Origin of the sequence: Pantoea sp. E2023-21 (assembly GCF_051302795.1) — a bacterium.
Lineage (GTDB): Bacteria > Pseudomonadota > Gammaproteobacteria > Enterobacterales > Enterobacteriaceae > Pantoea > Pantoea ludwigii_A.
This window is the reverse complement of record NZ_CP195345.1, coordinates 423,462-448,470: the sequence shown is the minus strand read 5'-3', so window position 1 is coordinate 448,470 and position 25,009 is coordinate 423,462. Positions and strand designations below refer to the sequence as shown.

Sequence of the window (25,009 nt, the reverse complement as noted above, 5' to 3'; positions counted from 1 at the left end):
ATGCAATTTTTCATTATGAATATTTACGGATAAGTTTGCCGAAATGGCTATTTCGAGCAGGCAAAGGTGCGGCTTATGCTTTATTTCTTAGCATATCTTGCAGGAGCATAAATATGGCCACCACCTCGGCGGGTGTGAATATAGCGATTGAGCAGGTTAATCATCACTTCACCTTAGAAGGCGAAGCGTTGCCGGTTCTGGAGAATATTAATTTGCAGGTCAAGGCCGGAGAATTTGTCGCACTGCTGGGGCCGTCCGGTTGCGGCAAATCGACGCTTTTGCGTCTGCTGGCCGGACTGGAACCCCCAACCAGCGGTTTACTGGCGGAAGAGGGCAAGGCGATCACCGCGCCCGATCCGTCGCGCGTGGTGGTGTTTCAAGACCCAACACTCTATCCGTGGCGCAATGTCTATGACAACGTTGGCCTCGGCCTGCAGATTCGGGGTGAAAGTCGCCCCCTGCGTGAACAACGCATTAATGCCATGCTGGATCGCGTTGGGCTCAGGCAGTTTGCCCGCGCCTGGCCGCATCAGCTCTCCGGCGGGATGGCGCAGCGTGCAGCGCTGGCTCGTGCGCTGGTTAACGTGCCGCGTTTGCTGATCCTCGATGAACCGCTCGGCAAGCTTGATTCACTGACGCGGTTGCGTATGCAGCAGGAGATTGTCGATCTGTGGCAGGAGCAGCAGTTCACCACGCTGATGGTAACGCACGACGTGGAAGAGGCGCTGGTGATGGCTAATCGCGTGGTGGTGTTCAGCCCAAGACCGGCAAAAGTGGTGGATGTGATCGCGGTTAATCTGCCGTGGCCACGCCGTCGCGACGATCCACAACTGGTGGCGCTGCGTAGCCGTATTCTGGATTTACTGGGGGCGGATCGGGCGGCGGCGTGACGTTGGTCGCCAGCAATGGCGACCTTACAACGGCTCCGTAGGGGCGCGATTTATGGCGACCTTATAGCACTAACCCTGCGTGGCCCGACAACTGGCCAGAATATCGTCCTTAGGCTGATATTCACCGGTTTGAATCCCCGTTAATCCCAGCAGGGTGGAGAACAGATTATCCTGCGAATAATGCTGATGCGTCGCGAGCTTATCGACACAGCTTTTACTCACGCCATAGCGCTGTTGATAATCCGGTGATAACCAAATCAGCATCGGCACATGTTTCTGCACATCAGGCGCAATTGCATACGGCATACCGTGCAAATAGGCACCGTTTTCACCTAAAGATTCACCGTGATCGGAAAGATAAACCAGGTTGGTGGTAAACTGATCCTGATGCGCTTTCAGCACATTAATCGCTTTATCGATAATGTAATCGATATACAGAATAGTGTTGTCATAAGTATTCACCAGCTGCTGTTGCGAACAATCCTGAATTTGATTGGTATCGCACGTCGGCGTGAATTTTTTAAACTGTGGCGGATAGCGGTTGTAATAGGTTGGGCCGTGACTGCCAATGGTATGCAAAACAATTACGCCGTTGCCTTTGAGGTTTTTAATATAATCCTCAATGCCGTTGAATAACACCTCGTCATAACATTCCCCATCGTGACACATATTCGCCAGATTCAGACTGGTCATATCCTGATGCGGCACGCGGACGCAGGCACCTTTGCAGCCGCCGTCATTGTCTTGCCATAAAACCTGCACACCGGCACGCTGGATAATATCGAGCATGCCTTCCTGATGATCAGCGAGCTGATCGTCATAATGTGCGCGCGGCATATTAGAGAACATACAAGGCAAAGAGACCGCAGTAGCCGTGCCGCAAGACTGGGTATTTGGAAAATAAGAGACATCATCTTTCGCCAGCAACGGCGTGGTTTCACGGCCATAACCATTCAGCTGGAAATTCACCGCGCGCGTGGTTTCACCCACCACTAAAATCGTCAGGTTTTTCTTTGCACCCGCCAACATTGCTGGTTGTTGTTTGGCGTCTAAACCAATTTTTACCAGCGGCCGATTAGCGGTGCGGCTGTGGTGGTACCAGGAAAGCGTCGCCACGATCGAATTGGAAGGACTGAGCGATTTAATCAGCTCTTTTTGATTACGGAACAGCGAGGCGTAATCTTTATAGAAAAACGTCGCCACCAAGGCGATGCAGATTATCGACACGACGATGGACGCAGCGCGTTTGGCGATGTTTTTCCAGAGAGGTTGGCTATTATTGATTCCAATCCAGAAAACCAACAGGGCCGCGAGCAAGCCGCTGCCACCCAGGGTAATAATTAACTTGGGTGACAATAAGGCCAAGGATTCTGACGGTGTGGTATCCAGAATATTCACGATCATCGAGCGATCGATAACGATACCGAAGGTCCAGATGAAATATTGCGCCGCAGCCGCAACCAATATAAACAGCGCGAGAATCAGCCGATCGAGCCACACAAAGGAGGCGAGCGTGGCAATAATATTGATTACGCTAAAGGCCACTAGCGGCATGGAGGCGAAGACGGCTATTGTGCGCAGCGTATCAAGCGGCATCTCTTCAATCACCTGACGATAAAAGGCAATATTCAGGAACACCGCAATATAAAGTGAAAATAGCGTAATAAAGGTCAGCCGACTTAGCGTCGGTCTTTTGCGCAGCGAAAATATCATTGGTCCATCCATAAAAGTTAAGATGGGCCTAGCTTAAGCAGTGAAGGTTAAGTAAACCTTAATTTAGAACCAGATGGCCAGAAAGCTCACTACGGTGAACACACTTACAGCGACGGCCAAAAATTCACTGAAAGGTCGGGACATCATCGATTTCATAAAAATTTCCTCTTTGGTTGAGGACATTTTCATTTCTGAAGATTAAGTGAACCTTAGTATGAGAATAAATGACATTACGCGGCTTAATTGCACACAGCTGTCGGTCGGCGAGTTTATCCACCCTGATCGCCGCGGGTATAACGCGCAGATGCAGTTGACGTTATGAGAGCAGGGATCAATAAGGGCAGCCTTTATGGATTATTGGGCTGCCCGAGTGACTGAAACGCATGTATTCAGGAATATTTATGATGCTGGCTGAACAATCTGCATCTGTTCCTTGTTCATACGACCGCCAAACACGGTTAATCGGGCCAGTGCTGTATCCATTTCACTCAATTCAGCTGCAGTAAATCGAATATTTACCGCACCCAGATTTTCATGCAGATGATTGATATTTCGGGTGCCAGGGATCGGCACAATCCAGGGTTTCTGCGCCAGCAACCATGCGAGTGCAATCTGAGGAGGCGTGGCATTTTTTTCCGCCCCGATTTTTCTTAGCAGATCAACAAACGGCTGATTAGCTGCCAGATTTTCAGGTGAGAATCGTTCAAAGCCTGTCCGAAGATCTTTTTTTGCATCAAAATGGGATCGCGCGTTCAGTGCTCCAGTTAAAAAACCCATGCCAACTGGGCCCCAGGGAACAAAGCCAATCCCCAACGCTTCACAGGTTTGCAGAACGCCGTTGTGTTCCGGGTCGCGGTTCATCACTGAGTACTCAGTCTGTACTGCCGCTACCGCTTGAACAGCATGAGCGCGGCGAATAGTTTCAGGGCTGGCTTCGGAAAGACCAAAATGCAGGATTTTGCCTTCGCTTATCAGATCTTTGATGGTGCCGGCGACGTCTTCAATCGGCACGTTGGGATCAACCCGATGCTGATAATAAAGGTCTATACGATCGGTTTTCAGGCGGCGAAGGGATTCTTCAACAACCTGACGAATATGCCGAGGCTGACTGTTTAGTCCACCGTTTTTGATATCGAAGCCAAATTTACTGGCAATGACCACCTGATCACGAATCGGCGCTAATGCTTCTCCAACCAGCTCTTCGCTGGTATAGGGACCATAAACTTCCGCCGTATCGAAGAATGTCACGCCCTTATCATGTGCTTCACGCAATGTGCGGATACCCTGTTGACGATCGGCCGCCGGTCCGTAATTGGCACTGATGCTCATACAGCCTGCACCCAGTGCTGAAACGGTAAGGTTGCCGAGTTTTCGCATTGGCATAATGTCTCCTGCTTGCGATGGATGGTTAGTGTTCTGTGCCCCGGAAGCGAGGGATGTGGAGGCCCCCCACGACAGCGAGCTGACCGCCATACCTGCGCTTATCACTGCTGTCCGGGAGATGAAACTGCGTCGACTCATTGTTCCTGCCGACGTTGATAATGCCGCTGACGAAGCATCGAACTTTTCTACTTTCATGATTATCTCCAGAGGGAAAATGGCATTAAGCGGCAGCGCTGAGTTAAGGCTGACGGTGGCAAATAAAAAGAGAGAATTATTCCGCCCAGTTCTTTAGCCAGTACGCATAAGCAACGGGTAATACTGACTCTGGCGAATTGATCTGAAGTTCCCGTGCAGCATGGAATACCCAATGGGGATTGGCCAAAAGCGTGCGGGCAAAAAACACCAGGTCAAGTTTTGCATCCTGGATAAAGTCGTTAGCATCGCTGGCTTTGGTGATCATCCAACTGGTTGCAACGGGGAGGCCGGTTTCTCTGCGAACCCGTTCAGCGTAGGGAACCATGAAATTTGGACCCCAGGGTACCTGTTCATCGGGAGTTGAGAGCGCTAACCCAACATCAACAAAGTCGATCCCAGCTTTTTTCAGCCATCGAATGACTTCCAGGGATTCAGCAAAACTGTGTTCAGGACAGGCATCAAATTCAATGACACCGAGTCGGGCGGTGAGTGGCAGATGTGCAGGCCAGACAGATTTCACGGCCTCGACCACATCAAGCATAAAGCGTGCACGGTTCGCTAAAGAACCGCCATACTGATCTTCACGAAGGTTGGTTTTTGATGACAGGAATGTTTGTGCCAGAAAGCCGTGTGCAAAATGAAGTTCAAGCCATTCAAATCCAGCTTCCGCAGCGCGGCGCGCGGCCTCTTTAAAAGCATGAATGGTATGCTGGATCTCTTCGCAAGACATCTCATGCGGAACATAGTCGCTACCTTCTACGTAAGGCACTGCGCTGGCAGCAACGGGGACCCATGCCTTTGGATCCTGCTGATCCAAAGGAGCGCCACCTTGCCACGGCGGCGTGCACCCTGCTTTTCTGCCCGCATGCCCAAGCTGAATTCCCGCTACCGCTCCGGCTTGTTTGATGGCGGTAACAACGGATGCGAATCCTTCAGTGTGAGCATCACTCCACAGACCAAGATCACCTGGTGTAATTCGCCCTTCTGGCAAAACGGCGGTTGCCTCAACGATGAGTAAACCCACGCCACCGTTTGCCAGCATCGAATAATGCGACTTATGCCAGTCATTAATGAAGCCACCGTCAGCCTGATATTGGCACATCGGTGACGCGACGATTCTATTGCGAAGGGTAGTGTCTTTGAGCGTGTAGGAATCAAATAAACCAGGCATCTTTCGTCTCAGCTTTTCAGGTTAAGTGTTGACCTATTATGGGATGGCTGTTGCTTGTTAGGCTTGTCGGATCTGCCGAGAGAATTGCCTAAAACGATGCATGTGCCTCAACGAGTACATTTTTTAATTTTACTGATGTTAAAATCACCTGACTGAATCTGCGGCGATGGGTGGGCTTAAATGGTCGATAATAATGTGAATTCTGGACTTGGAAATTTGGCTGCGCTGATTAGCAGGATTGCCCAAAACGAGGGGGACCACTTAACCGCTATAGCTTCACTTTCTGTTCATCGCCGCAATATGGCAACGTTGCCAGTGCACTGTATTTATCAGATGGGTTTGGGTGTGGTGGTGCAGGGAGCAAAAGAGATCATGCTGGCGGGGAAACAGACGCATTACAGCGCGGGTGAGTCCTTGCTGACAACGATCGATTTGCCGGTGGTATCGCATGTAACGCAGGCTAGCCAGCATGAGCCATTTTTAGGAATGATGTTAACGTTTGATCCTCGCATGGTGATGCAGATTGCCGCGCTGATGCCGCCGGCGAAGCCTGGTAGGGAGATATCACTCAATCCACTGTCTGTCGAACCTTTGGATGAGGGGTTGATTAATGCGTTAAGCCGCTTAATTACGTTACTGGATGAGCCGGATTTAATAACTCACCTGGAACCCCTGATTCAGCAAGAAATTGTTATGCGCCTATTGGCCAGCAACCATGGTCCACTATTAAGGCAAATAGCCACGGCCGGTTCGCCAAGCCAGAATATTTCGAAGATCGTTGGCTGGCTAAAACAAAACTTCACACGGCCTATTAGCATGGATGAACTGGCTGCGAATGCTTTCATGAGCCCATCGACTTTTCGCCAGCATTTTCGCTCAATGACGGGGGTGAGTCCCTTGCAGTACCAGAAAAAGCTGCGATTGCAGGAAGCCAGGCAACAGATGTTGAGCAAGAATCTTGATGCCAACAGCGCAGCGTTAACTGTTGGCTATGAAAGTGCATCGCAGTTTAGCCGCGAATACAGACGCGAGTTTGGCGAATCTCCGCAACGGGATATCAAACGCATGCGTTTGAATGGAGAGGGCTAAGTCGAAAACTGCTTGATTACATACTCTATCCGCTGCGCAGCAACCCAAACAGCCAATCGTTATGCCATGCATTTCTCAGCCAGTAACTTTCGCGCAGTCCACCTTCCAACACGAAACCGACTTTTTCCAGCAATCGACGTGACGGCATATTGCCTGCGGTGACGGTGGCGATCAGTCGTCGCATGCCGCCGTCGCTGAATGCATAGTCACAAATCGCCTGAAGCGACTCGTGTGCATAGCCTTTGCCTTGCGCTTCTGGTGCGAAAAGAAAGCCGACTTCGGCGCAGTCATTTTCACGATGGATATAGCCGCTGACGCCGATGCGATTACCCATCTGTTTTTCACGCACCACCAGACAAAGCCAATGCTCGCTCTGCGGCGACCAGATCGGCAATCTTGCTGAAAAGTCTGCGAGAATTTTTTCTTCTGTTTTTTGGTCAGCGACGTGGTGCATAACGTCTGGCGAGAGCTGGAGTTGACGGAAGAAAGCCCAGTCGGCCTCCTCAATCTGCGAGCAGGTGAGTCTGGAGGTTTCAAGATGCAGTTTCGTAGGCAATGTTCACCTTCGGTAACAGGACAAGGAGGATGAACCTATTTTAGAACGCACTTAACGTAGCGGCGCAATTTATTGCGCATCATCTGGAGGTGCGCGGAGTCGCCTTTGCTATGCGCGATAAATCGCGCCGCTACGGATTTGTACCAGGCTCGGTATACGCGGATTTTTTATTGCTCAAACCGTAACGCCACGCCAAACGCCTGCCCGGCACCGACGATAATCGCGGACTCTTCTTCGCGGAACGGTACGTCGCCGAGCAGCAGGCTGGCTTTCACCTTGCGCAGATCCGTGGTACGCAAGCTCAATCCCGCCATGCGCGCGCTGCCATCGTAATCGATCGGTAAACCAGCGAAGCGCTGCGTCACGTATTCTGCGGCGGCAAAGCGCACCGTCGCTACGCCCGCTTTGAGTACAAATGCGCCTTCCTGACAGGCGGTGAGCTTATCGGCGCCAAACAAACGGCTGTAAGGTTGCGCGGCAGCAGCGGGATCCTGAGCAACCACCACAAATTCAACGATATCGCTCACGCCATTGGGATGAACGCGCCACGCGTCCTGCCATACCGAATCCGGCGTGTCGTGTTGGCAAAAGAAGCTGCGACCATTTGCAACCAGCGACGGGCGCAGCCGCACGGTGCGGAAGCGCGCTTCCTGCTCGGTGCCATCCGGCAAGGTCACCGGACGGAAAAAGCTCGCCGGCAAATCGCCGTCGATGTCCTGACTCTCCAGATAGCGCCACACCGCATCAGCATCTTCGGTTTTCCACACTAAACCGCTGAGACCCATCGGTGACTGCCACAAATCCTGGCGCAAATTGCCACGCCCGGCTTCAAAACCTAATAACTCCAGATAGTTATCACCAAATATCGCCAGATGATTGCTGGAGCCGAGCGAATGATGGCCGCGCTCGGTCAACTGAAATCCGAGTCGACGAAACAGTGCGCTGGCATCATCCAGCTGGTTGGAAACGTTAATCACCACATGGTTGAGACGTGGAACAGGTACTGAAATCGCCATCGCTTTTCTCCTTGCTCTCATGGTCACGATGCCAGCGCCTGTTGTTGACGCAGCATGTGTAGCGCGCGCTGGGCCAGCTCGGTGAAGTAATGCACCGCCGGTTCCAGCATTGCTTCATCCGGATCGAAACCGGCGTGATGCAGGCCAAATTCACTGGCACTGCCAATGCTCACGAACGCTCCGGGTAGCTGTTGCAGGTAGAAGGCGAAGTCTTCACCCCCCATCTGCGGTGTGCCAACTAACGTTTGATAGCCGTGATCCGCTGCCACATCTAGCGCGAAATCGGCCCATTCCGGTGTGTTCACCAACGAGGGCGGGCCTTCCTGCCACACCAGCTCCGCCTGCGCGCCAAATCCGGCGGCGATCCCATTAATCAGCGCTGCTATTCTCTGCGGGATTTGCGCGCGAATCGCTGCGTTATGGGTGCGCACTGTGCCTTCCAGTTCCACCGTTTGTGGCAGCACGTTCCAGCTGTTGCCTGCAGTGAAGCGCGTCACGCTGACGACAACCGATTCCAGCGAACTGAACACGCGGCTCGGCAGCGTTTGCAGCGCGGTGACGATGTGGCTGCCAATCACGATGCTATCGATGCCTTCATGCGGACGCGCGGCGTGTGCGCCTTTGCCGGTAATAGTGATCTGGAAGCGATCGACATTGGCATAATAGGCGCCGCCGCGCGTGCGCAGTGTGCCCGTGGGCAGATCTGGCGCGTTATGCAGCCCGAAAATCGCCTGCACATCTTGGAGCGCGCCTGCCGCCAGCAGCTGTTTCGCGCCGGTAAAAATCTCCTCGGCAGGCTGAAACAGAATACGCACGCGACCGGGTAATTCAGATTCGATGCGTTTTAGCTGCTGTGCGACGCCCAGCATCACGCTGCTGTGCAGATCGTGGCCGCAGGCGTGCATCACGCCCGGCTGCTGGGAGCGCCACGGCTGGTCGGTTTGCTCGTCGATCGGCAGGGCATCGATGTCGGCACGCAGCGCAATCAGCGGTTGGCCGTGACCGATTTCTGCCACCACACCGGTTTTCAACGCCAGCGGCAGCAGCTTGACGTTCAATTCCTGCAGCCAGCGGGTAAGTCGCTCGGTGGTGGCAAATTCCTGATCCGACAGCTCGGGATGCTGATGCAGCTCGCGTCGCCAGCGCACCAACTGTTGATGGGAAAGATCCGTCATGGTCATCCTTGTGTTTGTGCAGGTAAAAAAGGTTCGCCCAGCGTCAGCATCAGACGGTTCGCCCAGGCGAAGAAGGCGGCGGACTGAATCAGGTCCAGCAGCTCTAGCGTGCTGAATCCCTGATCGCGCAGCGCGTGCAGCTGTTTCAGGCTAGTGGCGGCGGGTGTGATTGATAAGGTGGCAACCAGATCAATCTGCGCTGCCCAGCGGGCCGATTGTCCGTGCGCCAGCTCAGCGCCGGGCGCGACATTCAGCAGCTTCTGCACCGCGGGTTCATCTTTGGAGAGCTGGCTGGCTTTTCGCGCATGCACCGAGGCGCAGTAGATGCAGCCGTTGACCTTGCTCACTACCGTGGCGGCGAGTTCGCGTTCGGCACGCGAAAGGCCACCGGCGGTATAGAAGATGCCTTTATCGGTCAGGGTGCGTTGCTCAAGCAGCGGCTGATTACGGCCCAGCAGGCGGAAGTAATCGGAATCACTATGGCCGAATTTCGCCAGTGTGCTCTGCTCTTCAGGGCTAAATTCATGCAAGGGTTTCGCCGCCAGCCACGGCTCCCAGCCGAGTTCCTGTTGGGTAAATGCGGTGAGGGCAGTTTTACCCCTCACGGTGAGCGGCGCATCATGCCATTTACCCGCTACCGCATGCGGCTGCGTGGCGGTCTCTTCGCCGTTGAGCAAACGCAAACCCGCGAGTAAGCGGCTCTGGAAGCTGACAAACGCAACCAGCTGCGCCAGCGTGACGATACCGCGCGGCGACCAACCGGCACGTTGCAGCGTCTCGATGTGCTGCGGCGCGGCATCCACCGGGTGCAGGCTCAGCAGTTCAGCAAACGTTAAACCGGCATCGAAGCGTGCGCCGTGCGGCTGATTCGGCTGCCGGTAATGTGCTTCGAGGCGTGATGCGCCATGCCAGGCCGCCACCTGCGCGGCGAGGGCGAAGCGTTCAGCCAATGGCAAATCTTCATCATCTTGTGTAAACAAAACGTCATAGCTGCCTTGCGTATGTTGCGTGGCAGCATGGCGCTCGGCGCGGGCTTGCGCCAGTTCAGATGCGGGATCGATATCCGCCAGCGCGGCGAGTAAATCTGTCGGTTGAGACATAAAATTCTCCAGTTAAAGCATGAGTAGGTCGCCATAAATGGCGACCCTACAAAACAAGGTGAATCCGTCGCAGGTTCGCCATAAATGGCGACCCTACAAAACAAGGTGAATCCGTCGTAGGGTCGCCATTTATGGCGACCGCTAATCTTGTGGGCACCGACTTAGCCGCGCAGCGCGGGCGCAATATGGTCGGCAATTAATTCAATGGAACGCAGAATGTCGGCGTGTGGCGGATCGATGGAGTGCACCTGGAAACTGATATCGGTGACGCGTTGCAACACGGTATCTGCCAACAGGGATTGCTGCACCCGTTCGGCATCGCCGAAGTGCGCATCTAACTGGCGCGCCTGCTCATCCAGCGTGTGGCCAACCACATATCCTGATTCGCGGAAATGCTGCGCCTGACGCTGCAAGCCCGGCTCGGCAAGGCGACGCGCGTAGTCGTTGGAATCGGCGACAAAGGCGGTGCGCGAGGCCAGAATGCGCGGCGCAATGCCCGCCGGTAATGCGGCAAGATAAGCATCGATCATCGGGTTCTGGATGTGATCGAGCGCTAAATCCGGCTGACCCGCCGGACGCGGCTGGGTGCGGGACAGCATCAAACCGTGCCCGGCTTGCCCGGCGCGCGCGGCACCTTCCACCGAGAAAGTGGCAATCCACACGCGTTGTGCCAGCGTCGGTGCAGCGGGATAGAGATGATTATCCGGATGTCCCAGCGTATCGCCGCGCCATGCGCTGAGCAGCTGATGAAGATGATCGGCAAACACGCTGGTGCGTTGGTCGATGGTGATGCCAAACGGCAGAAACGAGGTCGCGGTGCCGCCCGATCCTAAACCTACTTCCAGGCGACCATTACTGAGCAGGTCCAGCACCGCCGCATCTTCAGCAACGCGCAGCGCATTCTCCATCGCCAGCGTGATGATACCGGTGCCAAGGCGAATCGTGCGGGTGTGTGCGGCAACGTGTGCCAGAAACAGCAACGGCGACGGCAAGCCGCCTTCTTTCTCATGAAAGTGATGCTGAGCAATCCACGCGCTGTCAAAACCGGTGCGCTCGGCGTGCTGAATCTGCTCGGTTGCCAGGCGATAGCGCTGCTGTGCGGTGGTGTCATCCAGCAGGCGGGTGAAAAAACCAATGCGTTTGCGCGTCATGCAGACTCCTTAATCAGCGGGCGGAAAGCCGGAATCGCGTCAATCAGCGATCGGGTATACGGATGCTGAGGCGCGTTAAAAAGCGTGACGGTGTCACCTTGCTCCACCACTTCACCCGCGCGTAGCACGGTGACGCTGTGTGCAATGCGGCGCACGGTTGCGAGATCGTGGGTGATGAACAGATAGGTGAGGCCCAGCTCACGTTGCAGTTGTTGCAGCAGGTGCAGAATCTGCGCCTGCACCGTGACGTCCAGCGCCGAGGTGGCTTCATCCAGCACCAGAATCGCCGGTTGGATAATCAGGGCGCGGGCGATGGCTACACGCTGACGCTGGCCGCCGGACAACTCGCGCGGTTGGCGTTGCAATAATTCCAGCGGCAGCGCCACGCGTTGCGCCACGGCTTCGACGCGTTCGCGCCGCTCGTTACGGCTTAGCTGCTCAAAGTTACGCAGCGGTTCCTCAATGATGGCGAACAGCGTCTGGCGCGGATCGAGGGAGGCAAAGGGGTTCTGATAAACAAACTGAATCTTGCGGCGCAGTTGACGTTGCGCTTCACCGCGCAGCGCGGTGGCGTCAATCCCATCAATCACCACGCGACCGCTGTCGGCCTGCTCAAATCCCAGCAGAATGCGCGCCAACGTGGTTTTACCCGAACCGGATTCGCCGACCAACGCGTGGGTGGTACCGCGCGCCACGCTAACGCACACCGCTTTGGCGACCTGCAGCTGCTGCTGGCGACCGAGGGCAAACTGTTTATTGATGTTCGAGAGCTGGATCGCGGGCGACGAAAAGTTGGCTTTGGCGGGCACCGCCAGCGCACTGTCGCCCGCATCGGCGTCTTGTAACAGTTGTCGCGTGTAGGGATGTTGCGGCGCGGTGATCACCTGCGCCGCCGGGCCTTGTTCCTGCACTTCGCCATGACGAAATACCAGCAGACGATCGGCGCGTTCTGCTGCCAATGCCAAATCGTGCGTGACAAACAGCACCGCCGTGCCGGATTCGCGGCGCAGCACATCCAGCAGATCGAGAATGCGTTTTTGCACCGTCACATCCAACGCGCTGGTGGGTTCATCGGCAATAATAATCTGCGGACGTAGGGCGAGGGCGATGGCAATCAGCACGCGCTGTTTCATGCCGCCGGAGAGCTGATGTGGATACTGTTTTAAGCGCTGTTCCGGATGGCTGAGACCGACCTTTTGCAACAGCTCGAGCACGCGTAGCTGGCGTTCGGCTTTGCTGATTCTCAGGTGTAGCTGCAGCATTTCACCGACCTGATCGCCGATCGTTTTTACCGGATTGAGCGAGTTGCCGGGATCCTGCGGTACTAAGCTGATGCTGACGCCACGCAGGCTATCAAGGCGTTTGGACGACCAACCGGCGATATCGGTGCCGTTCAGCACTATCTTGCCGCTATCACGGCGGCCGTTTTCCGCCATCAGACCAATAATGGCCTGTGCGGTGGTGGTTTTGCCGGAGCCGGATTCACCGACCAGCGCCACCATTTCACCAGGCTGTAACTCAAAGCTGACGTTGTGAACCACCGCGCGCCACTCGCCGCGCTGGCGATAACTCAGGGTTAAATTTTCGATGGCTAATAACGCGCTCATGCGTCACCTCCGGCCAGTTGACGGCTGATGCGATTGGCGGCCAGTACCACGGCGACTACCACGATGCCAGGGAAGGTGGTGAGCCACCACGCAGTGGCCAGATAATTGCGTCCTTCGGCGATCAGTAATCCCCACTCAGGCGTTGGCGGCGGCGTGCCGTAGCCCAGGAAGCTGAGGGTAGATAACGCCAGGATTGCCTGACCAAACTGCAAGGCGGCAAAGGCGATCACCGCCGTCAGCGAGTTAGGCAAAATGTGACGCCACAATACGCGCCAGAAACTGCCGCCGCTGCCGTAGGCCGCTTCGACGAATTCACTGCGGCGCACGCGCACCACTTCACCGCGTGCAAGGCGAGCGAAGCTGGCCATAGAGGCGATGCCTACCGCCAGCGCGGCGTGTACGGTGCCGAAGCCCAGCAGAATCAGAATGCTGAGCGACAGCAGCAGAGAGGGAATCGACAGCAGCACATCGACTAAGCGCATCAGCCAGTTCTCGGTGCGCCCGCCAATCGCGCCCGCCAGAACGCCGAGCGTGGTGCCGCCAATCAACCCCATCGCCACGGCTGCGACCGCCGCCGACAGCGACTGAGACGCACCGTAAATAATGCGCGCGTAAAGATCGCGGCCTAGCTGATCGGTGCCGAGCCAGTAAGCGGCCTGTGGCGGCAGACGCTGCGCGCCGGGGACGCCTTCAGTTGGGCTAAAATGGGTAAACAAGCCAGGCGCAAACGCCGCCAGCAGCGCCAGCAGCATCACGCCCCACGCCAGCCACAATCCCGGCTGGAGGGGGAGCACGCGTAACGCACGCGCGTTGCCATTGCTTTGACGCGCAGTTGAGTAATCGACCAGGCTCATCGGTTGCCTCCGGCAATAGATTGCAGACGCGGATCGAACAGCGGCATCAACGCATCGACCAGCAGGTTAATTAGCACAAACGCCAGCGCAGAGATCATCACCACCGCCTGTAACACCGCGACGTCCTGATTATTCACCGCCTGCTGCGTCAACTGTCCGACGCCGCTCAGGCCAAACACGGTTTCGGTTATCAGCGCACCGGCAATCAACTCACCGAGTAGCAAGCCCGCGACATTCAGCACCGGTAGCAGCGCATTGCGCATCACGTGATGCCACAGCACGTGGCTTTCGCTGGCGCCTTTGGCACGCGCCACCGCCACGAACGGCTGGGTTGAGACCTGATCGATGCTGCGCAACAGAATTTGCGCCAGCGGGGCGGAAATCGGAATCGCCACGGTAATCACTGGCAGGATCAGGCCTTGCAGGGCTGAAGGATTGATCACTGGAATCCAGCGCAGTTGGAAAGAGAACAGCTGAATCAACGCGATGCCAAGCCAGAAGGTGGGCAGCGAGATAAACAGCGCCGGCACCGATTGCAGCAGCGAACGCAGGAAACGCAGCGCAGGCAAACGTGATAACGCCGCCAGCGTAAAGGCGATAAGCGTCGCCAGCGCAAAGCCGAGCAGTGCCAGTTGCAGCGTAGCGGGCAGATTGCTGATCAGCTGTTCACTCACCGGCACGCCCGCCTGCACCGAGTAACCAAAATCGCCGCGCAGCATCGCCAGCAGCGTGTGCACGTACTGCTGCCAGAGAGGATTATCCGCGCCGTAAGCAAGGCGCATTTCGGCGATTTGATCCGGGCTGAGGCCCAGATCCGGGTTCTGAAACTTGATCAGCACCGCATCGCCGGGCAGCACCTGCAGCAGAAAGAACGACAGGGTAAACGCGGCCCACAGCACCAATACGCTTTGACCCACTCTTCGCAGCAGTGAACGTTGCATCATTGACCCGCCTTAGTGTTTTTCCAGCCACGCGCCGTAGAACGATGGACGACCCACGGCTTCAAAATTCACCCCTTTCAACCACGGCGCACCAGCAAACACCTGCGGCTCTTCAAAGATCGGAATCACATACGCCTGGTCGAGCAGATAACGCTGCGCATCACCGGTCACCGCCAGGCGTTTTGCCGCATCGACTTCGGAGGAGATACTCAACAACAGCGTGTTGAGCTTGTCGTCGCGGAAGTTCTGCACTTTGTCGCTGGAGCCGCCTTTTTGCAGCAGCGCATCGCGGTTTGTCGGATAGAACTGGCTTTTCACCACGTCAGGATCGGCGCGGCCCACTTCGGATACCACCAGCGGGGTTTTCAGCGGATCGAGGTTATCCAGTACGCGGCTGCCGGCGTCACCGGCTTTGACCGCCAGCGCGACGCCAACCTGACGCCATTGCTGCGCCACCAGCTGCAGCACTTCTTTGTTCTGCGGCTGCGGTAGTGATTCGTAAATGGTTAACGCCAGTTTTTTGCCATCTTTCTCGCGGATGCCGTCGCTACCCGGTTTCCAACCCGCGTCATCCAGCAGTTTTTTCGACAACGCGGGATCGAATTTCAGCTTGTCGGCCAGGTTGACGTAACCGGCGGCCGATGTGGCGATCACCGAGGTGGCTTGCGGATAGTTGGGTGAGAACAGGGTTTGCACCACTTGCTGCGCGTTGGTGGCGTGTAGCAGCGCCTGACGCACGTTCACATCGCTGACCAGCGGGTTATCCGGGCGGAAGCTGATGCTGTCGTTGACACCGCGCGTGGGGGCGGCATAAATCGGGAAGTTTTGCTGCTGCGCCTGCTTCTCGTCATAGGCTTGCACCTGACGAATAAAATCGGCCTGGCCGGCCAGCAGCGCGCCGATGCGCACGCTGTCTTCCGGCGTCACAATAAACTTGATGCCGTCGAGATTGGCAGGACCTTGCTGGGCGCTGTTTTTCGGGCCCCACTGGTAATCTTTGCGCGCGGTTAAATCGACTTCGCGCCCGAGTTTTTCATCGCTGACGACAAACGGGCCGGAGCCAATAATATGGCGCGCATCGCCGAGTTGGTCGAAACTACGCTGCAGGGTGCTGAGGGAAACCAGACCTGAACCAATGGTTGCCGTGCCCTGTAAAAAACCGGGTGATGGTTTCCTGAAATAGAATTTCACCGTCTGCGGATCAATAACCTCACTGTGATCGTAATTATTAATCACTTCGGAAACCGGCAGGCGCTGGGCTTTATTTCCCAGACCGTAAGTATCAAAGTTTTTTGCTACCGCATTGGCATCTAATGGCGTGCCGTCGGAGAACGTGACGCCGGGACGAATTTTAAAGGTATATTCGGTTTTATCGGCGTTACTGCTCCAGCTTTCGGCAATCCACGGTTCTACTTTTAAGGTTTCCGGATTCTGCCACGTCAGTTTATCGGTGATTTGATTCAGAATACCGCCATTGGGATAAAAGCCACCGGCGGGTGGATAAAGGTTGGTATGCGCCTGTTGTTCGAGATAAATCAGCGTGCCGCCTTTGACCGGCGTATCCGCCGCGTGGGCACTAAATATCCCTGATAGCAGGGCCAAACTCAGAGCCTGCAAGTGAAAGTGCTTAGTCATGGTGATTCCTTTTTTTATCAATAGCCCGACGGGCGGTTTTCATCATTGAATGCCGCACCCGTGAGTTGAACCAAGGAATTGCACTAAGCTTTTCTGAAAAAGATAAATAGGATTGAAAAAGGTGAAGAGATGTCGTGGCGCTTCTTTACCTCTTTGTTGATATGAACAACGATAGTGCTTATCGCATGTATTGTAGCGGCGCAATTTATTGCGCGATAAATCGCGCCGCTACACAATGTGCGAATATTAAATAACCTGCTCACGCCTTATAAATGCGCGTTGCTACATCACCCCCATTAATTGCGGTAGCCAGAGCGACAATGCCGGAATATAGGTAATCAGCATCAGCACAATAAACAACACGCCATAGAACGGCAGCATGGCCTTAACCACTTGCTCAATTTTCTGCTTACTCACTGCGCTGGCCACAAATAACACCGTGCCGACCGGCGGGGTAATTAAACCAATGCCAAGGTTGGTTAGCATAATCATGCCGAAATGCACCGGGTCAACGCCCAGTGCGGTGGCCACAGGTAATAATACTGGCGTCAAAATCAGGATCAGCGGCGCCATATCCATTAATGTTCCCACCACCAGCAACAGCAGGTTAATACACATCAAAATCACATATTTGTTACTGGAGAACTGGGTAAAGGCCTCGGTAATGATGGTGGGCAGTTGCATAAAGGTCATCACCGCACCGAAACCGGCTGCGAAGGCAATCAGCACCATCACAATCGTCACCGTCTTGATGGTGCGAAAAACCAAAATGTGCAATTGATTCCATTTGAAATCGCGGTAGATAAACATCGTGACGAAGAACGCCCAAATACAGGCGATTGCTGCTGACTCAGAGGCGGTAAAAATACCTGAGAGAATCCCGCCGAGAATAATAAAAATAGTGAACAGGCCCCAAAACGCATCGAAGAAGATTTTCACCGCCTGCTTATAAGGGATGCGCTCACCTTTAGGGTAACCACGTTTACGCGCAAAGATCAGACACATCACCATTAAGCATAATCCCAGTAACAGACCGGGAATAATGCCGGCGACAAACAGCGAAGAGATGGTGACGATACCGCCGGTGGCGAGTGAATAAATTACCGAGTTGTGGCTGGGCGGGGTTAAAACCGCTTGCACCGACCCGCTGGCCGTTACTGCCGCAGCAAAATCACGGGGATAACCTTTCTCCTCCATCTGCGGAATCATGACTGAACCAATTGACGCGGTATCCGCGACCGAAGATCCGGAAATAGCGCCAAAAAAGGTTGAGGCGACAATATTAACCAGCGACAATCCGCCCCGAATGAATCCGACAAAAATATAAGCAAAGTTGACTAGCCGTCGGGCAATGCCGCCTTCCGCCATAATGGCGCCCGCCAGGATAAAGAAGGGAATAGTCAGCAGAGAAAATTTGTTGATCCCGTTGGTAATTTGTATCACCACTGCTTCCAACGGTAATTCGATCCACCATGCGCCGATAAATGCGCTTAACCCAACGGCAAACGCCACGGGAAAACCCAGCAACAGCAATACCACCAGACTGCCAATTAAAATGAGTGCGTCCATTTTTTGCTCCGCTTAATGGGTGCCACCAAGAGTGACGATTGCTCGCTGGCTTTGATCGCCATTAATTAATCGCTCAGCTACAAATAACAGCGTAAACACCGCGCCGACCGGGATGGGTAAATACATTTCGCCATACGTCACCACCGGCAGTGAGGCCAGCGTTTGAACCCACATCGCTTCACACAGGTTGTAGCTGGCGCGGAAAATCACCAGACAGGTGATGATCATTAAGATGTCAGACAGTTTCAGCAGCCAACGCTGGTTGGTGGGCGAGAGCCTGTCGGTCATCATTGATACACAGATATGTGTACCGGCACGAAATCCCACCGGCGCACCAATAAAGGTAAAGATGATCATGCAAATGATGGCGACCGGTTCTGGCCAGGAAAGCGCATCGTTTAACACGTAGCGTGAAAATATCCCGATGGGGATGACCGTCACCATAATTAATAGCGCCACAGCGGCAATCGCCATGCACAGTAAATAAAGCCCATCCATCAGACGAGAATATGCAGTCATAGTGTTTACCTGAGTAAAACGCCACGTTGAGACGTGGCGTGGAAAGGGTTACTTCACATCAGCAATCTGTTTCATCAGGTCCTGATATTTTCCACCAAACTGATCGCGCACCGGCTGAGTCGCCTTGATGAATGTTTCACGATCGGTTTCCTGGAAGGTCACGCCGCCGGCTTTCATTTTTTCAATCGATTGCTGGGTGTAGGTTGCCCATAACTGACGTTCCTCATCCTGCGCTTCTTTGCCGAGTTTCTTTAGCAGCGCCTGATCGTCAGCCGATAGCCGATTCCACAACAGTTTGGAGTAGAGGATCATTTCGGGCTGAATGAAGTGCCCAGTCAGGGTGTAGTACTTGGTGACGGGCATATAGTTATGGGCGACAAACGTCGGTGGATTGTTTTCGGTGCCATCTACAACCCCTGTTTGCATGGCGCTAAACACTTCGCTCACCCCCATCGCCACGGGATTGGCCCCCATCGCTTTCAAGGTGGCCAGTGAGATAGCACTGTTTTGCACGCGAATCTTCATGCCTTTCAGATCGTCGGGTTTAGCAATCGGTTTTTTGGTGATCATGTTCCGCACACCGGCGTCGGTCCAACCGAGGAAAATCATGCGGGCGTTGGGATCGTTATCGAATTTGTCGACAATCTGTTTGCCGATATCGCCGTCCAACACCTGATGCATATGATTCTCATCGCGAAAAACATACGGCAAGGTTAAGACGCTGGTCTCTGGCGCGATGGTGGTGACCGGTGCCAGCGACACGCGAATCATATCGATGGCCCCGAGTTGTACCTGCTGCAGCGTTTGGTCTTCATCCCCCAGCACACCACCGGCATAAACTTTCATTTCTAAGCGCCCGTTAGTGGCTTTTTTCAGCTTCTCGCCCATGTGCTCAAGTGCCACGACGGTCGGATAGCCTGCGGGTTGCACTTCCGCCACTTTGATGACTTTAGCGGACACCGCGGCAGGGAAAAATGCTGCAGCGGAGGATAACGAAACTACCAAGAGTAATTTTTTAAACGTCATTCTTTTTTCTCCAGCAAAGGATGAAGCAGAGGTGCGGCACAATGACTTTCCAGAGGGGGGCCGCGTGGTGCCAGCATAGAGAAATTACTTCGCGGAAAAATAAGGCAATTGCGATTGGATGAATTGCGTCACATTTTGAAACGATGTTTTAATAATTTTATATTGAGTGTCACATTTTCAAAACATCGCCTTAACAATTCCTGCGGGTTTTACTTAATTGTGTGTTTTAAAAGGAATTAAACCCGGTGCATATAGCCTATCTATCTGATATGCATAAAGTAAATATAGATACGACAATATGATGTTTTACGAATCAGTGATTACCGCACCACACTACTCGCCATATTCACTTTGATAAGGATAAGGCGCATGTCATACCGACTGAGTTTGCTGGATAAATCGCCGATTGCCGATGGAGAGACGGCCAGCCACGCGCTTCATCGCACTTTACAGCTGGCGCAGCAGGCGGAAGCCTGGGGCTATCACCGTTTTTGGTTAGCGGAACACCACAATACCGATCGTCTGGCGAGTCCCTCGCCGGAACTGCTGATCGCCTGGATCATTGGCCAGACACAGCATATTCGCGTCGGCTCCGGCGGCGTGATGCTGCAGCATTACAGCCCGTATAAAGTCGCAGAAAATTTCAACTTGCTGGCGTCATTAGCGCCGGGACGAATCGATATCGGTGTTGGCAAAGCGCCGGGCGGCTTGCCGCTCTCGACGCGTGCGCTGCAGCTCGGCGTGCATCTGCAGGAGAAAGGCAGCTTCGCCGAGCAACTGACGCTGCTGGATAGCTGGCTGCACGTGCCGCCGGTGGGTGATGAAGAGATTTTGCGCGCCACGCCGCAGCCGCCGCGTCCGGCGAATCGCTTCCTGCTGGGTGCCAGTGAAGAGAGCGCCAAACTGGCAGCGGAACTGGGCTGGCAGTTGGTGTTCGCCGCACACCACAACGGCGATCCGCAATTAATGGAAAAAGTGCTCAACGGCTATCGCCAGCATAGCAACGGCCAGCGCGCGCTGGTGGCGGTGCAAGTGGTGGTGGCAGATTCTCCAGCGGAAGCCGATTTGCTGGTGGATAACCTGCGCGTGTATCACGTCAGCGTGAAAGAGGGCCCCAGCGTTAACGTCGGCAGCGTCGAGCAAGCCGAGCGTTATGTGCGTCAGGGCGGTTACACCGATTACGTGATTGAACCGCGCACGCCATCGCTGCTGAAAGGCACCGCCGCGCAGGTGCATGCCAAACTGGATGCGCTGCATCAGCATTTCGGTATTGAAGAGTTCGTGATTGATACGCCAGTGGCGGAAGAGCAGGCGCGGGTGAAATCACTCGAACTGTTAGCCACACATCGTTTAGTGACGGCATGATTCGCCGCTTCCGGAGGCAGGTATGACGCAATTTAGCGAACATCAGCTGATTGACTGGCGACGCGAGCTGCACAGCTGGCCGGAGTTGTCCGGTCGCGAAGTCGAAACCACCGCACGCCTACGTCGCTGGTTACAGGACGCCGGTTTGCGTCTGCTGGATTATCCGCTGGAAACCGGCGTGATAGTGGAAGTGGGAAGCGGCGACACGCTGATTGCGCTGCGCGCCGATATCGATGCGTTACCGATTCACGAAGCCACCGGACTTGCTTACCGTTCGCGCAACAGCGGCGTGATGCACGCTTGCGGGCATGACGTACACAGTGCCGTGATGCTTGGCGCGGCATTAAAGCTGAAAGCGATTGAAGATCAATTGCCGGGCCGCATCCGTATTCTGTTCCAACCGGCAGAAGAGAACGCCACCGGCGCACGCCAGTTGATCAACGCTGGAGTTCTGGACGGTGTGCAGGCGATTTTCGGGATGCACAATGAACCCGGTTTGCCGACCGGCACCTTCGCGACACGCGGCGGTGCGTTTTATGCCAATGCAGATAAATTTATCGTGCACGTTGCTGGCAAAGGTGCGCACGCAGCGCATCCGGAAGAGGGCGTGGACAGTATTGTGGTCGCCAGCCAGATCATTCAGGCGCTGCAATCGCTCACCAGCCGTAGCTTCAATACGCTGGACAGCTTAGTGCTCAGCGTTACGCGCATCGACGCCGGCAAAACCTGGAACGTGCTGCCCGGCGAGGCAGAATTTGGTGGCACGGTGCGCACCCACGACAAACAGGTGCGCGCCGAGCTGGAGCAGCGCGCCCGCACGCTGGTGGAGAACATCGCGGCGGCCAACGGTGCCAGCGCCACCTTTAGCTGGCATCCGGGTCCGCCAGTGCTGGAGAACGATGCGCGTTGGGCGCAGTTTGCCAGCCACGTGGCGCAGCAAGCGGGCTACCGCGTGCAAACCGCGGAGTTGCATCTTGGCGGCGAAGATTTCGCCTACTACTTACAGCAGATCCCTGGCGCGTTTGTCAGCATTGGCAGCGCAAGCGAATTTGGTCTGCATCATGGCGGCTTCAATCCTGATGAAGCGCTGATTGCCCCCGCTGCACAATACTTTGCGCAATTGGCTCAACACGCGTTGCAGCACCTCAATGTGCGATGTCGTGACGCCATTCTGAACTAACTCGATTCACGCATTTAATACCGATTCTGTACGGCGACACGATGTCGCCGTCAGGCTGCGCCTTGGCAAAAGAGAGAACATTATGACTGCAAGACAACTGCGATTGGGCACCATCCTGCATGGCGCATCCGGCAACATGTCCGCATGGCGACATCCGGCGGCGCTGGCTGATGCCAGTATCAATTTCGATTACGCCAAACACATTGCGCGCAAAGCGGAAGCGGGCAAGCTGGATTTCCTGTTTGTCGCCGATGGCCTGTTTATCAACGAAAAATCGATTCCTCACTTTCTTAACCGTTTCGAGCCGCTGACCTTGCTGTCAGCGCTGGCGGGCGTCACCGAGCATCTCGGTTTGGTCGGCACCGTTTCCACTTCGTACAGCGAACCCTTCACCGTGGCGCGTCAGTTTGCCAGCCTCGATCATTTGAGCGGCGGTCGCGCGGGCTGGAATGTGGTGACCTCTCCGCTGGAAGGGTCGGCGAAAAACTTCTCGCGCCAGCAGCATCCTGAACACGCGCTGCGCTACCGCATCGCCGATGAATATCTGCAAGTCGTGAAAGGGCTGTGGGATTCGTGGGAGAGCGATGCTTTCGTGCGCAATAAAGAGAGTGGCCAGTTCTTTGATCCCGAGAAGCTGCACACGCTAAATCACCACGGTGATTTCTTCCAGGTGCAGGGGCCGCTGAACATCGAACGCACGCCGCAAGGGCGACCGGTCGTGTTTCAGGCGGGCGCTTCGGAAGATGGCAGAAAGCTGGCGGCGCGCCATGCCGATGCCATTTTTACCCATCAGCCGACGCGTGAAGAAGCACAGGCGTTCTACCGCGATGTGAAAAAACAGCTGGTGGAAAACGGCCGTGAACCAGGCGACCTGCACATTTTCCAGGGCGTCGGCGTGATTGTTGGCGACAGCGCAGAAGATGTGGAGCAGCAGTATCAAGCCACCGCCGCGCTGGTTTCCATCAAAGATGCGCTCAATTATCTCGGTCGCTTCTTTGATCATCATGACTTCTCGCAATATCCGCTGGATGCGCCGTTCCCGGAGCTGGGCGATATCGGGCAAAACAGCTTCCGCAGCACCACCGATGAAATCAAACGCAAAGCGCGCGAGCACGGCCACACGCTGCGTCAGGCGGCGCTGGAAGCGGCGACGCCGCGTCCGCTGTTCCACGGCACGCCAGAGCAGGTAGCCGATGGTTTGCAGCTGTGGTTCGAGAGCGAAGCCACCGATGGCTTCATCATTCAGGGCGGCACGCCCGATACCTTCGAACGCTTTGTCGATCGCGTGGTACCGATTCTGCAAGCGCGCGGCTTAAGCCGCACTGAATATCCCGGCACCACGCTGCGCGCCAGCTTTGGTTTGAAAGATCCCGTTAACCAGTTCACACAACAATAAGAGTCGAGAATACGCTATGCAGAAAAAATCCCTTATCGCGCTGTTACTACTGGGCATGAGCAGCGCCGTATTCGCCGAAGACGTGGCGGTTAACGGGCAGAACATCAGTGTTGAAGCCAACAAAACGCCAATCAATACTGCGAAGAATGATGCCGCTGTGGCGCAGATTCCGGCCGGACATCGCTTCGCCGTGCCGGGCTCGTTCACCGTGGCGGTCGCCGCCCTGAATTCACCGCCGCTGACGGTGTTCAGTGATGACAACAAAACCCTGCTTGGCAGCGAAGTGGATATCGCCCGCCTGGTCGCCGACAGCCTGGGTTTGAAACTCAACGTGGTGCCAACCTCGTGGGAAGACTGGCCGCTTGGCGTGGCATCGGGCAAATACGATGCGGCGATCAGTAACGTAACCGTCACCAAAGAGCGCAAAGAGCGCTTCGATTTCGCTACCTATCGCAAAGATTCACTCGGTTTTTACGTCAAAGCCAGCAGCCCGATTAAGTCGCTGACCAAAGCCGAAGATATCGCCGGACTGCGCATTATCGTTGGCTCCGGCACCAATCAGGAGTCGATCCTGTTGGCCTGGGATAAAGAGAATCAGGCCAAAGGGTTGAAGCCGTTTACGCCGGTCTATACCAAAGACGATGCGGCGCAAACGCTGGCGTTGCAGTCGGGTCGCGCGGATGCCTTCTTCGGTCCGAACGTAATTGGTGCCTGGAAAGCGGCGCTAACCAGGCAAACGCGTTTAGTCGGCAGCGTCGATGGCGGCTGGCCGAAAGCGGCACACATCGCGGTGACGGTGAAGAAGAATGGCGGTCTGGTGCAGCCGATCAACACCGCGCTGAATGGCGTGATCAAGAACGGCGATTACGACAAGGTGCTGAAGCGCTGGGGTGAAGGCGTTGAGCGTATCGACAGTTCAGAAATCAATCCGGCCGGATTGGGTGATTAAGGAGGCCGCATGAGCGAGCAACTGTTCCGCGAAGTGTCACCGGAAGCGCCTGAGCTGCAGCCGATTTTGACCGGGTTGTTTGGTGAATACACCGCGCGCTACGGCGCGTTCTTCACCAGCCAAAAAGAGGTTGAGTTGACCGAATGGTATTTGCCGCCGCGCGGGCTATTTATCGTGCTGGAGCGTGACGGCGAAATCATCGCGATGGGCGCGTACAAACCCTATGACGCGGTGACCGCCGAATTTAAACGCATCTGGACGCGCAGCGATCTTCGCCGTCAGGGGCTGGCGTTGTTGATCCTGCAGGAACTGGAGCGCCGTGCGCTGCGTGCTGGTTACCAGCGCGTGTTTCTCACCACCGGTTTCCGCCAGCCGGAAGCGGTGAAGTTATATATCGGCCACGGTTATCAGCCGCAGTTTGAGCTGCTGGAGGATATGGAAGTCTACAGCCAGCCGCCACACGATGGACGCTTGCGCTTCCTGAAAGTGATTGATGTGCATAGCGTGGCGCAGGCCAGCTAAGGAGTTG

The 25,009-nt window shown here is 55.2% G+C and carries 22 protein-coding genes; 7 read left to right on the top strand and 15 right to left on the bottom strand.

Annotated elements, in window-relative coordinates; translation table 11 throughout:
• Positions 1 to 113 precede the first annotated feature (113 nt).
• Entirely contained in the window at positions 114 to 890 is a 777-nt protein-coding gene (locus ACRQ84_RS21100; RefSeq protein ID WP_483817982.1) for an ABC transporter ATP-binding protein, read from the top strand.
• 69 nt (positions 891 to 959) lie between these two features.
• Here the strand turns inward: ACRQ84_RS21100 and eptA are convergent, their stop codons facing one another.
• The 3 genes from eptA to ACRQ84_RS21085 all read right to left on the bottom strand — a co-directional run bounded on the left by eptA (position 960) and on the right by ACRQ84_RS21085 (position 5,352).
• Positions 960 to 2,603 carry a phosphoethanolamine transferase EptA gene (eptA, locus tag ACRQ84_RS21095; RefSeq protein ID WP_483817981.1) on the bottom strand — a complete coding sequence of 548 codons (1,644 nt, stop codon included), beginning with the start codon at positions 2,601 to 2,603 and terminating at the stop codon, positions 960 to 962.
• Between the two features lie 399 nt (positions 2,604 to 3,002).
• Positions 3,003 to 3,986: an aldo/keto reductase gene (locus ACRQ84_RS21090; RefSeq protein WP_483818518.1), complete on the bottom strand. Its 984-nt coding sequence runs from the start codon at positions 3,984 to 3,986 to the stop codon at positions 3,003 to 3,005.
• A gap of 271 nt (positions 3,987 to 4,257) precedes the next feature.
• Positions 4,258 to 5,352, bottom strand: a complete 1,095-nt coding sequence (locus ACRQ84_RS21085; RefSeq protein WP_483817980.1) for an NADH:flavin oxidoreductase/NADH oxidase — start codon at positions 5,350 to 5,352, stop codon at positions 4,258 to 4,260.
• A gap of 180 nt (positions 5,353 to 5,532) precedes the next feature.
• Here ACRQ84_RS21085 and ACRQ84_RS21080 point away from each other — a divergent pair, with 180 nt between their 5' ends.
• Positions 5,533 to 6,441 (top strand): AraC family transcriptional regulator, encoded by a 909-nt coding sequence (locus ACRQ84_RS21080; RefSeq protein ID WP_483817979.1) that lies wholly within the window; start codon positions 5,533 to 5,535, stop codon positions 6,439 to 6,441.
• Between the two features lie 25 nt (positions 6,442 to 6,466).
• Here ACRQ84_RS21080 and ACRQ84_RS21075 read toward each other — a convergent pair whose 3' ends face one another.
• From ACRQ84_RS21075 to ACRQ84_RS21020, 12 genes are all read right to left on the bottom strand, one after another.
• Positions 6,467 to 6,997 (bottom strand): GNAT family N-acetyltransferase, encoded by a 531-nt coding sequence (locus ACRQ84_RS21075; RefSeq protein WP_483817978.1) that lies wholly within the window; start codon positions 6,995 to 6,997, stop codon positions 6,467 to 6,469.
• 167 nt (positions 6,998 to 7,164) lie between these two features.
• A complete protein-coding gene (locus tag ACRQ84_RS21070; RefSeq protein ID WP_483817977.1) occupies positions 7,165 to 8,013 on the bottom strand; it encodes a VOC family protein in 849 nt (282 codons plus the stop codon).
• Between the two features lie 23 nt (positions 8,014 to 8,036).
• Positions 8,037 to 9,188, bottom strand: a complete 1,152-nt coding sequence (locus ACRQ84_RS21065) for an amidohydrolase (protein ID WP_483817976.1) — start codon at positions 9,186 to 9,188, stop codon at positions 8,037 to 8,039.
• Positions 9,189 to 9,190: 2 nt separating this feature from the next.
• Complete coding sequence (locus tag ACRQ84_RS21060) at positions 9,191 to 10,288, bottom strand: alkylhydroperoxidase domain protein (RefSeq protein WP_483817975.1); 1,098 nt, start codon at positions 10,286 to 10,288, stop codon at positions 9,191 to 9,193.
• Between the two features lie 161 nt (positions 10,289 to 10,449).
• Entirely contained in the window at positions 10,450 to 11,439 is a 990-nt protein-coding gene (locus tag ACRQ84_RS21055; RefSeq protein WP_483817974.1) for a putative FMN-dependent luciferase-like monooxygenase, read from the bottom strand.
• Positions 11,436 to 13,046, bottom strand: a complete 1,611-nt coding sequence (locus ACRQ84_RS21050; RefSeq protein WP_483817973.1) for a dipeptide ABC transporter ATP-binding protein — start codon at positions 13,044 to 13,046, stop codon at positions 11,436 to 11,438. The genes ACRQ84_RS21055 and ACRQ84_RS21050 overlap by 4 nt, the downstream gene beginning before the upstream one ends.
• A complete protein-coding gene (locus ACRQ84_RS21045) occupies positions 13,043 to 13,900 on the bottom strand; it encodes an ABC transporter permease (protein WP_483817972.1) in 858 nt (285 codons plus the stop codon). Before ACRQ84_RS21045 ends, ACRQ84_RS21050 begins: the two co-directional genes overlap by 4 nt.
• Positions 13,897 to 14,841, bottom strand: a complete 945-nt coding sequence (locus ACRQ84_RS21040) for an ABC transporter permease (RefSeq protein ID WP_196762360.1) — start codon at positions 14,839 to 14,841, stop codon at positions 13,897 to 13,899. The genes ACRQ84_RS21045 and ACRQ84_RS21040 overlap by 4 nt, the downstream gene beginning before the upstream one ends.
• Positions 14,842 to 14,853: 12 nt before the next feature.
• On the bottom strand, positions 14,854 to 16,476 hold the full coding sequence (locus ACRQ84_RS21035; protein ID WP_064740140.1) for a TIGR04028 family ABC transporter substrate-binding protein: 1,623 nt from the start codon (positions 16,474 to 16,476) through the stop codon (positions 14,854 to 14,856).
• Between the two features lie 282 nt (positions 16,477 to 16,758).
• Positions 16,759 to 18,045: a TRAP transporter large permease gene (locus ACRQ84_RS21030; RefSeq protein ID WP_064740139.1), complete on the bottom strand. Its 1,287-nt coding sequence runs from the start codon at positions 18,043 to 18,045 to the stop codon at positions 16,759 to 16,761.
• 12 nt (positions 18,046 to 18,057) lie between these two features.
• Complete coding sequence (locus ACRQ84_RS21025; RefSeq protein WP_064740138.1) at positions 18,058 to 18,564, bottom strand: TRAP transporter small permease; 507 nt, start codon at positions 18,562 to 18,564, stop codon at positions 18,058 to 18,060.
• A gap of 48 nt (positions 18,565 to 18,612) precedes the next feature.
• Positions 18,613 to 19,590: a TRAP transporter substrate-binding protein gene (locus ACRQ84_RS21020; protein WP_483817971.1), complete on the bottom strand. Its 978-nt coding sequence runs from the start codon at positions 19,588 to 19,590 to the stop codon at positions 18,613 to 18,615.
• A 369-nt stretch (positions 19,591 to 19,959) separates the two neighbouring features.
• Between ACRQ84_RS21020 and ACRQ84_RS21015 the strand changes: the two genes are divergently transcribed.
• The 5 genes from ACRQ84_RS21015 (at position 19,960) to ACRQ84_RS20995 (ending at position 25,002) form a co-directional block, all read left to right on the top strand.
• Positions 19,960 to 20,955: an MsnO8 family LLM class oxidoreductase gene (locus tag ACRQ84_RS21015; RefSeq protein ID WP_064740136.1), complete on the top strand. Its 996-nt coding sequence runs from the start codon at positions 19,960 to 19,962 to the stop codon at positions 20,953 to 20,955.
• Positions 20,956 to 20,977: 22 nt separating this feature from the next.
• Entirely contained in the window at positions 20,978 to 22,135 is a 1,158-nt protein-coding gene (locus ACRQ84_RS21010; protein WP_483817970.1) for an amidohydrolase, read from the top strand.
• Between the two features lie 82 nt (positions 22,136 to 22,217).
• Entirely contained in the window at positions 22,218 to 23,531 is a 1,314-nt protein-coding gene (locus ACRQ84_RS21005) for an LLM class flavin-dependent oxidoreductase (protein WP_483817969.1), read from the top strand.
• Positions 23,532 to 23,547: 16 nt separating this feature from the next.
• A complete protein-coding gene (locus ACRQ84_RS21000; RefSeq protein ID WP_483817968.1) occupies positions 23,548 to 24,480 on the top strand; it encodes an ABC transporter substrate-binding protein in 933 nt (310 codons plus the stop codon).
• Between the two features lie 9 nt (positions 24,481 to 24,489).
• On the top strand, positions 24,490 to 25,002 hold the full coding sequence (locus tag ACRQ84_RS20995) for a GNAT family N-acetyltransferase (protein ID WP_064740132.1): 513 nt from the start codon (positions 24,490 to 24,492) through the stop codon (positions 25,000 to 25,002).
• The last annotated feature ends 7 nt before the right edge of the window (positions 25,003 to 25,009 follow it).

Coding starts and splice junctions, on each gene's coding strand:
- ACRQ84_RS21100 (WP_483817982.1), top strand. CDS start 114: ATGGCCACCACCTCGGCGGGTGTGAATATAGCGATTGAGCAGGTTAAT.
- eptA (WP_483817981.1), bottom strand. CDS start 2,603: ATGATATTTTCGCTGCGCAAAAGACCGACGCTAAGTCGGCTGACCTTT.
- ACRQ84_RS21090 (WP_483818518.1), bottom strand. CDS start 3,986: ATGCCAATGCGAAAACTCGGCAACCTTACCGTTTCAGCACTGGGTGCA.
- ACRQ84_RS21085 (WP_483817980.1), bottom strand. CDS start 5,352: ATGCCTGGTTTATTTGATTCCTACACGCTCAAAGACACTACCCTTCGC.
- ACRQ84_RS21080 (WP_483817979.1), top strand. CDS start 5,533: ATGGTCGATAATAATGTGAATTCTGGACTTGGAAATTTGGCTGCGCTG.
- ACRQ84_RS21070 (WP_483817977.1), bottom strand. CDS start 8,013: ATGGCGATTTCAGTACCTGTTCCACGTCTCAACCATGTGGTGATTAAC.
- ACRQ84_RS21065 (WP_483817976.1), bottom strand. CDS start 9,188: ATGACGGATCTTTCCCATCAACAGTTGGTGCGCTGGCGACGCGAGCTG.
- ACRQ84_RS21060 (WP_483817975.1), bottom strand. CDS start 10,288: ATGTCTCAACCGACAGATTTACTCGCCGCGCTGGCGGATATCGATCCC.
- ACRQ84_RS21055 (WP_483817974.1), bottom strand. CDS start 11,439: ATGACGCGCAAACGCATTGGTTTTTTCACCCGCCTGCTGGATGACACC.
- ACRQ84_RS21050 (WP_483817973.1), bottom strand. CDS start 13,046: ATGAGCGCGTTATTAGCCATCGAAAATTTAACCCTGAGTTATCGCCAG.
- ACRQ84_RS21045 (WP_483817972.1), bottom strand. CDS start 13,900: ATGAGCCTGGTCGATTACTCAACTGCGCGTCAAAGCAATGGCAACGCG.
- ACRQ84_RS21040 (WP_196762360.1), bottom strand. CDS start 14,841: ATGCAACGTTCACTGCTGCGAAGAGTGGGTCAAAGCGTATTGGTGCTG.
- ACRQ84_RS21035 (WP_064740140.1), bottom strand. CDS start 16,476: ATGACTAAGCACTTTCACTTGCAGGCTCTGAGTTTGGCCCTGCTATCA.
- ACRQ84_RS21030 (WP_064740139.1), bottom strand. CDS start 18,045: ATGGACGCACTCATTTTAATTGGCAGTCTGGTGGTATTGCTGTTGCTG.
- ACRQ84_RS21025 (WP_064740138.1), bottom strand. CDS start 18,564: ATGACTGCATATTCTCGTCTGATGGATGGGCTTTATTTACTGTGCATG.
- ACRQ84_RS21020 (WP_483817971.1), bottom strand. CDS start 19,590: ATGACGTTTAAAAAATTACTCTTGGTAGTTTCGTTATCCTCCGCTGCA.
- ACRQ84_RS21015 (WP_064740136.1), top strand. CDS start 19,960: ATGTCATACCGACTGAGTTTGCTGGATAAATCGCCGATTGCCGATGGA.
- ACRQ84_RS21010 (WP_483817970.1), top strand. CDS start 20,978: ATGACGCAATTTAGCGAACATCAGCTGATTGACTGGCGACGCGAGCTG.
- ACRQ84_RS21005 (WP_483817969.1), top strand. CDS start 22,218: ATGACTGCAAGACAACTGCGATTGGGCACCATCCTGCATGGCGCATCC.
- ACRQ84_RS21000 (WP_483817968.1), top strand. CDS start 23,548: ATGCAGAAAAAATCCCTTATCGCGCTGTTACTACTGGGCATGAGCAGC.
- ACRQ84_RS20995 (WP_064740132.1), top strand. CDS start 24,490: ATGAGCGAGCAACTGTTCCGCGAAGTGTCACCGGAAGCGCCTGAGCTG.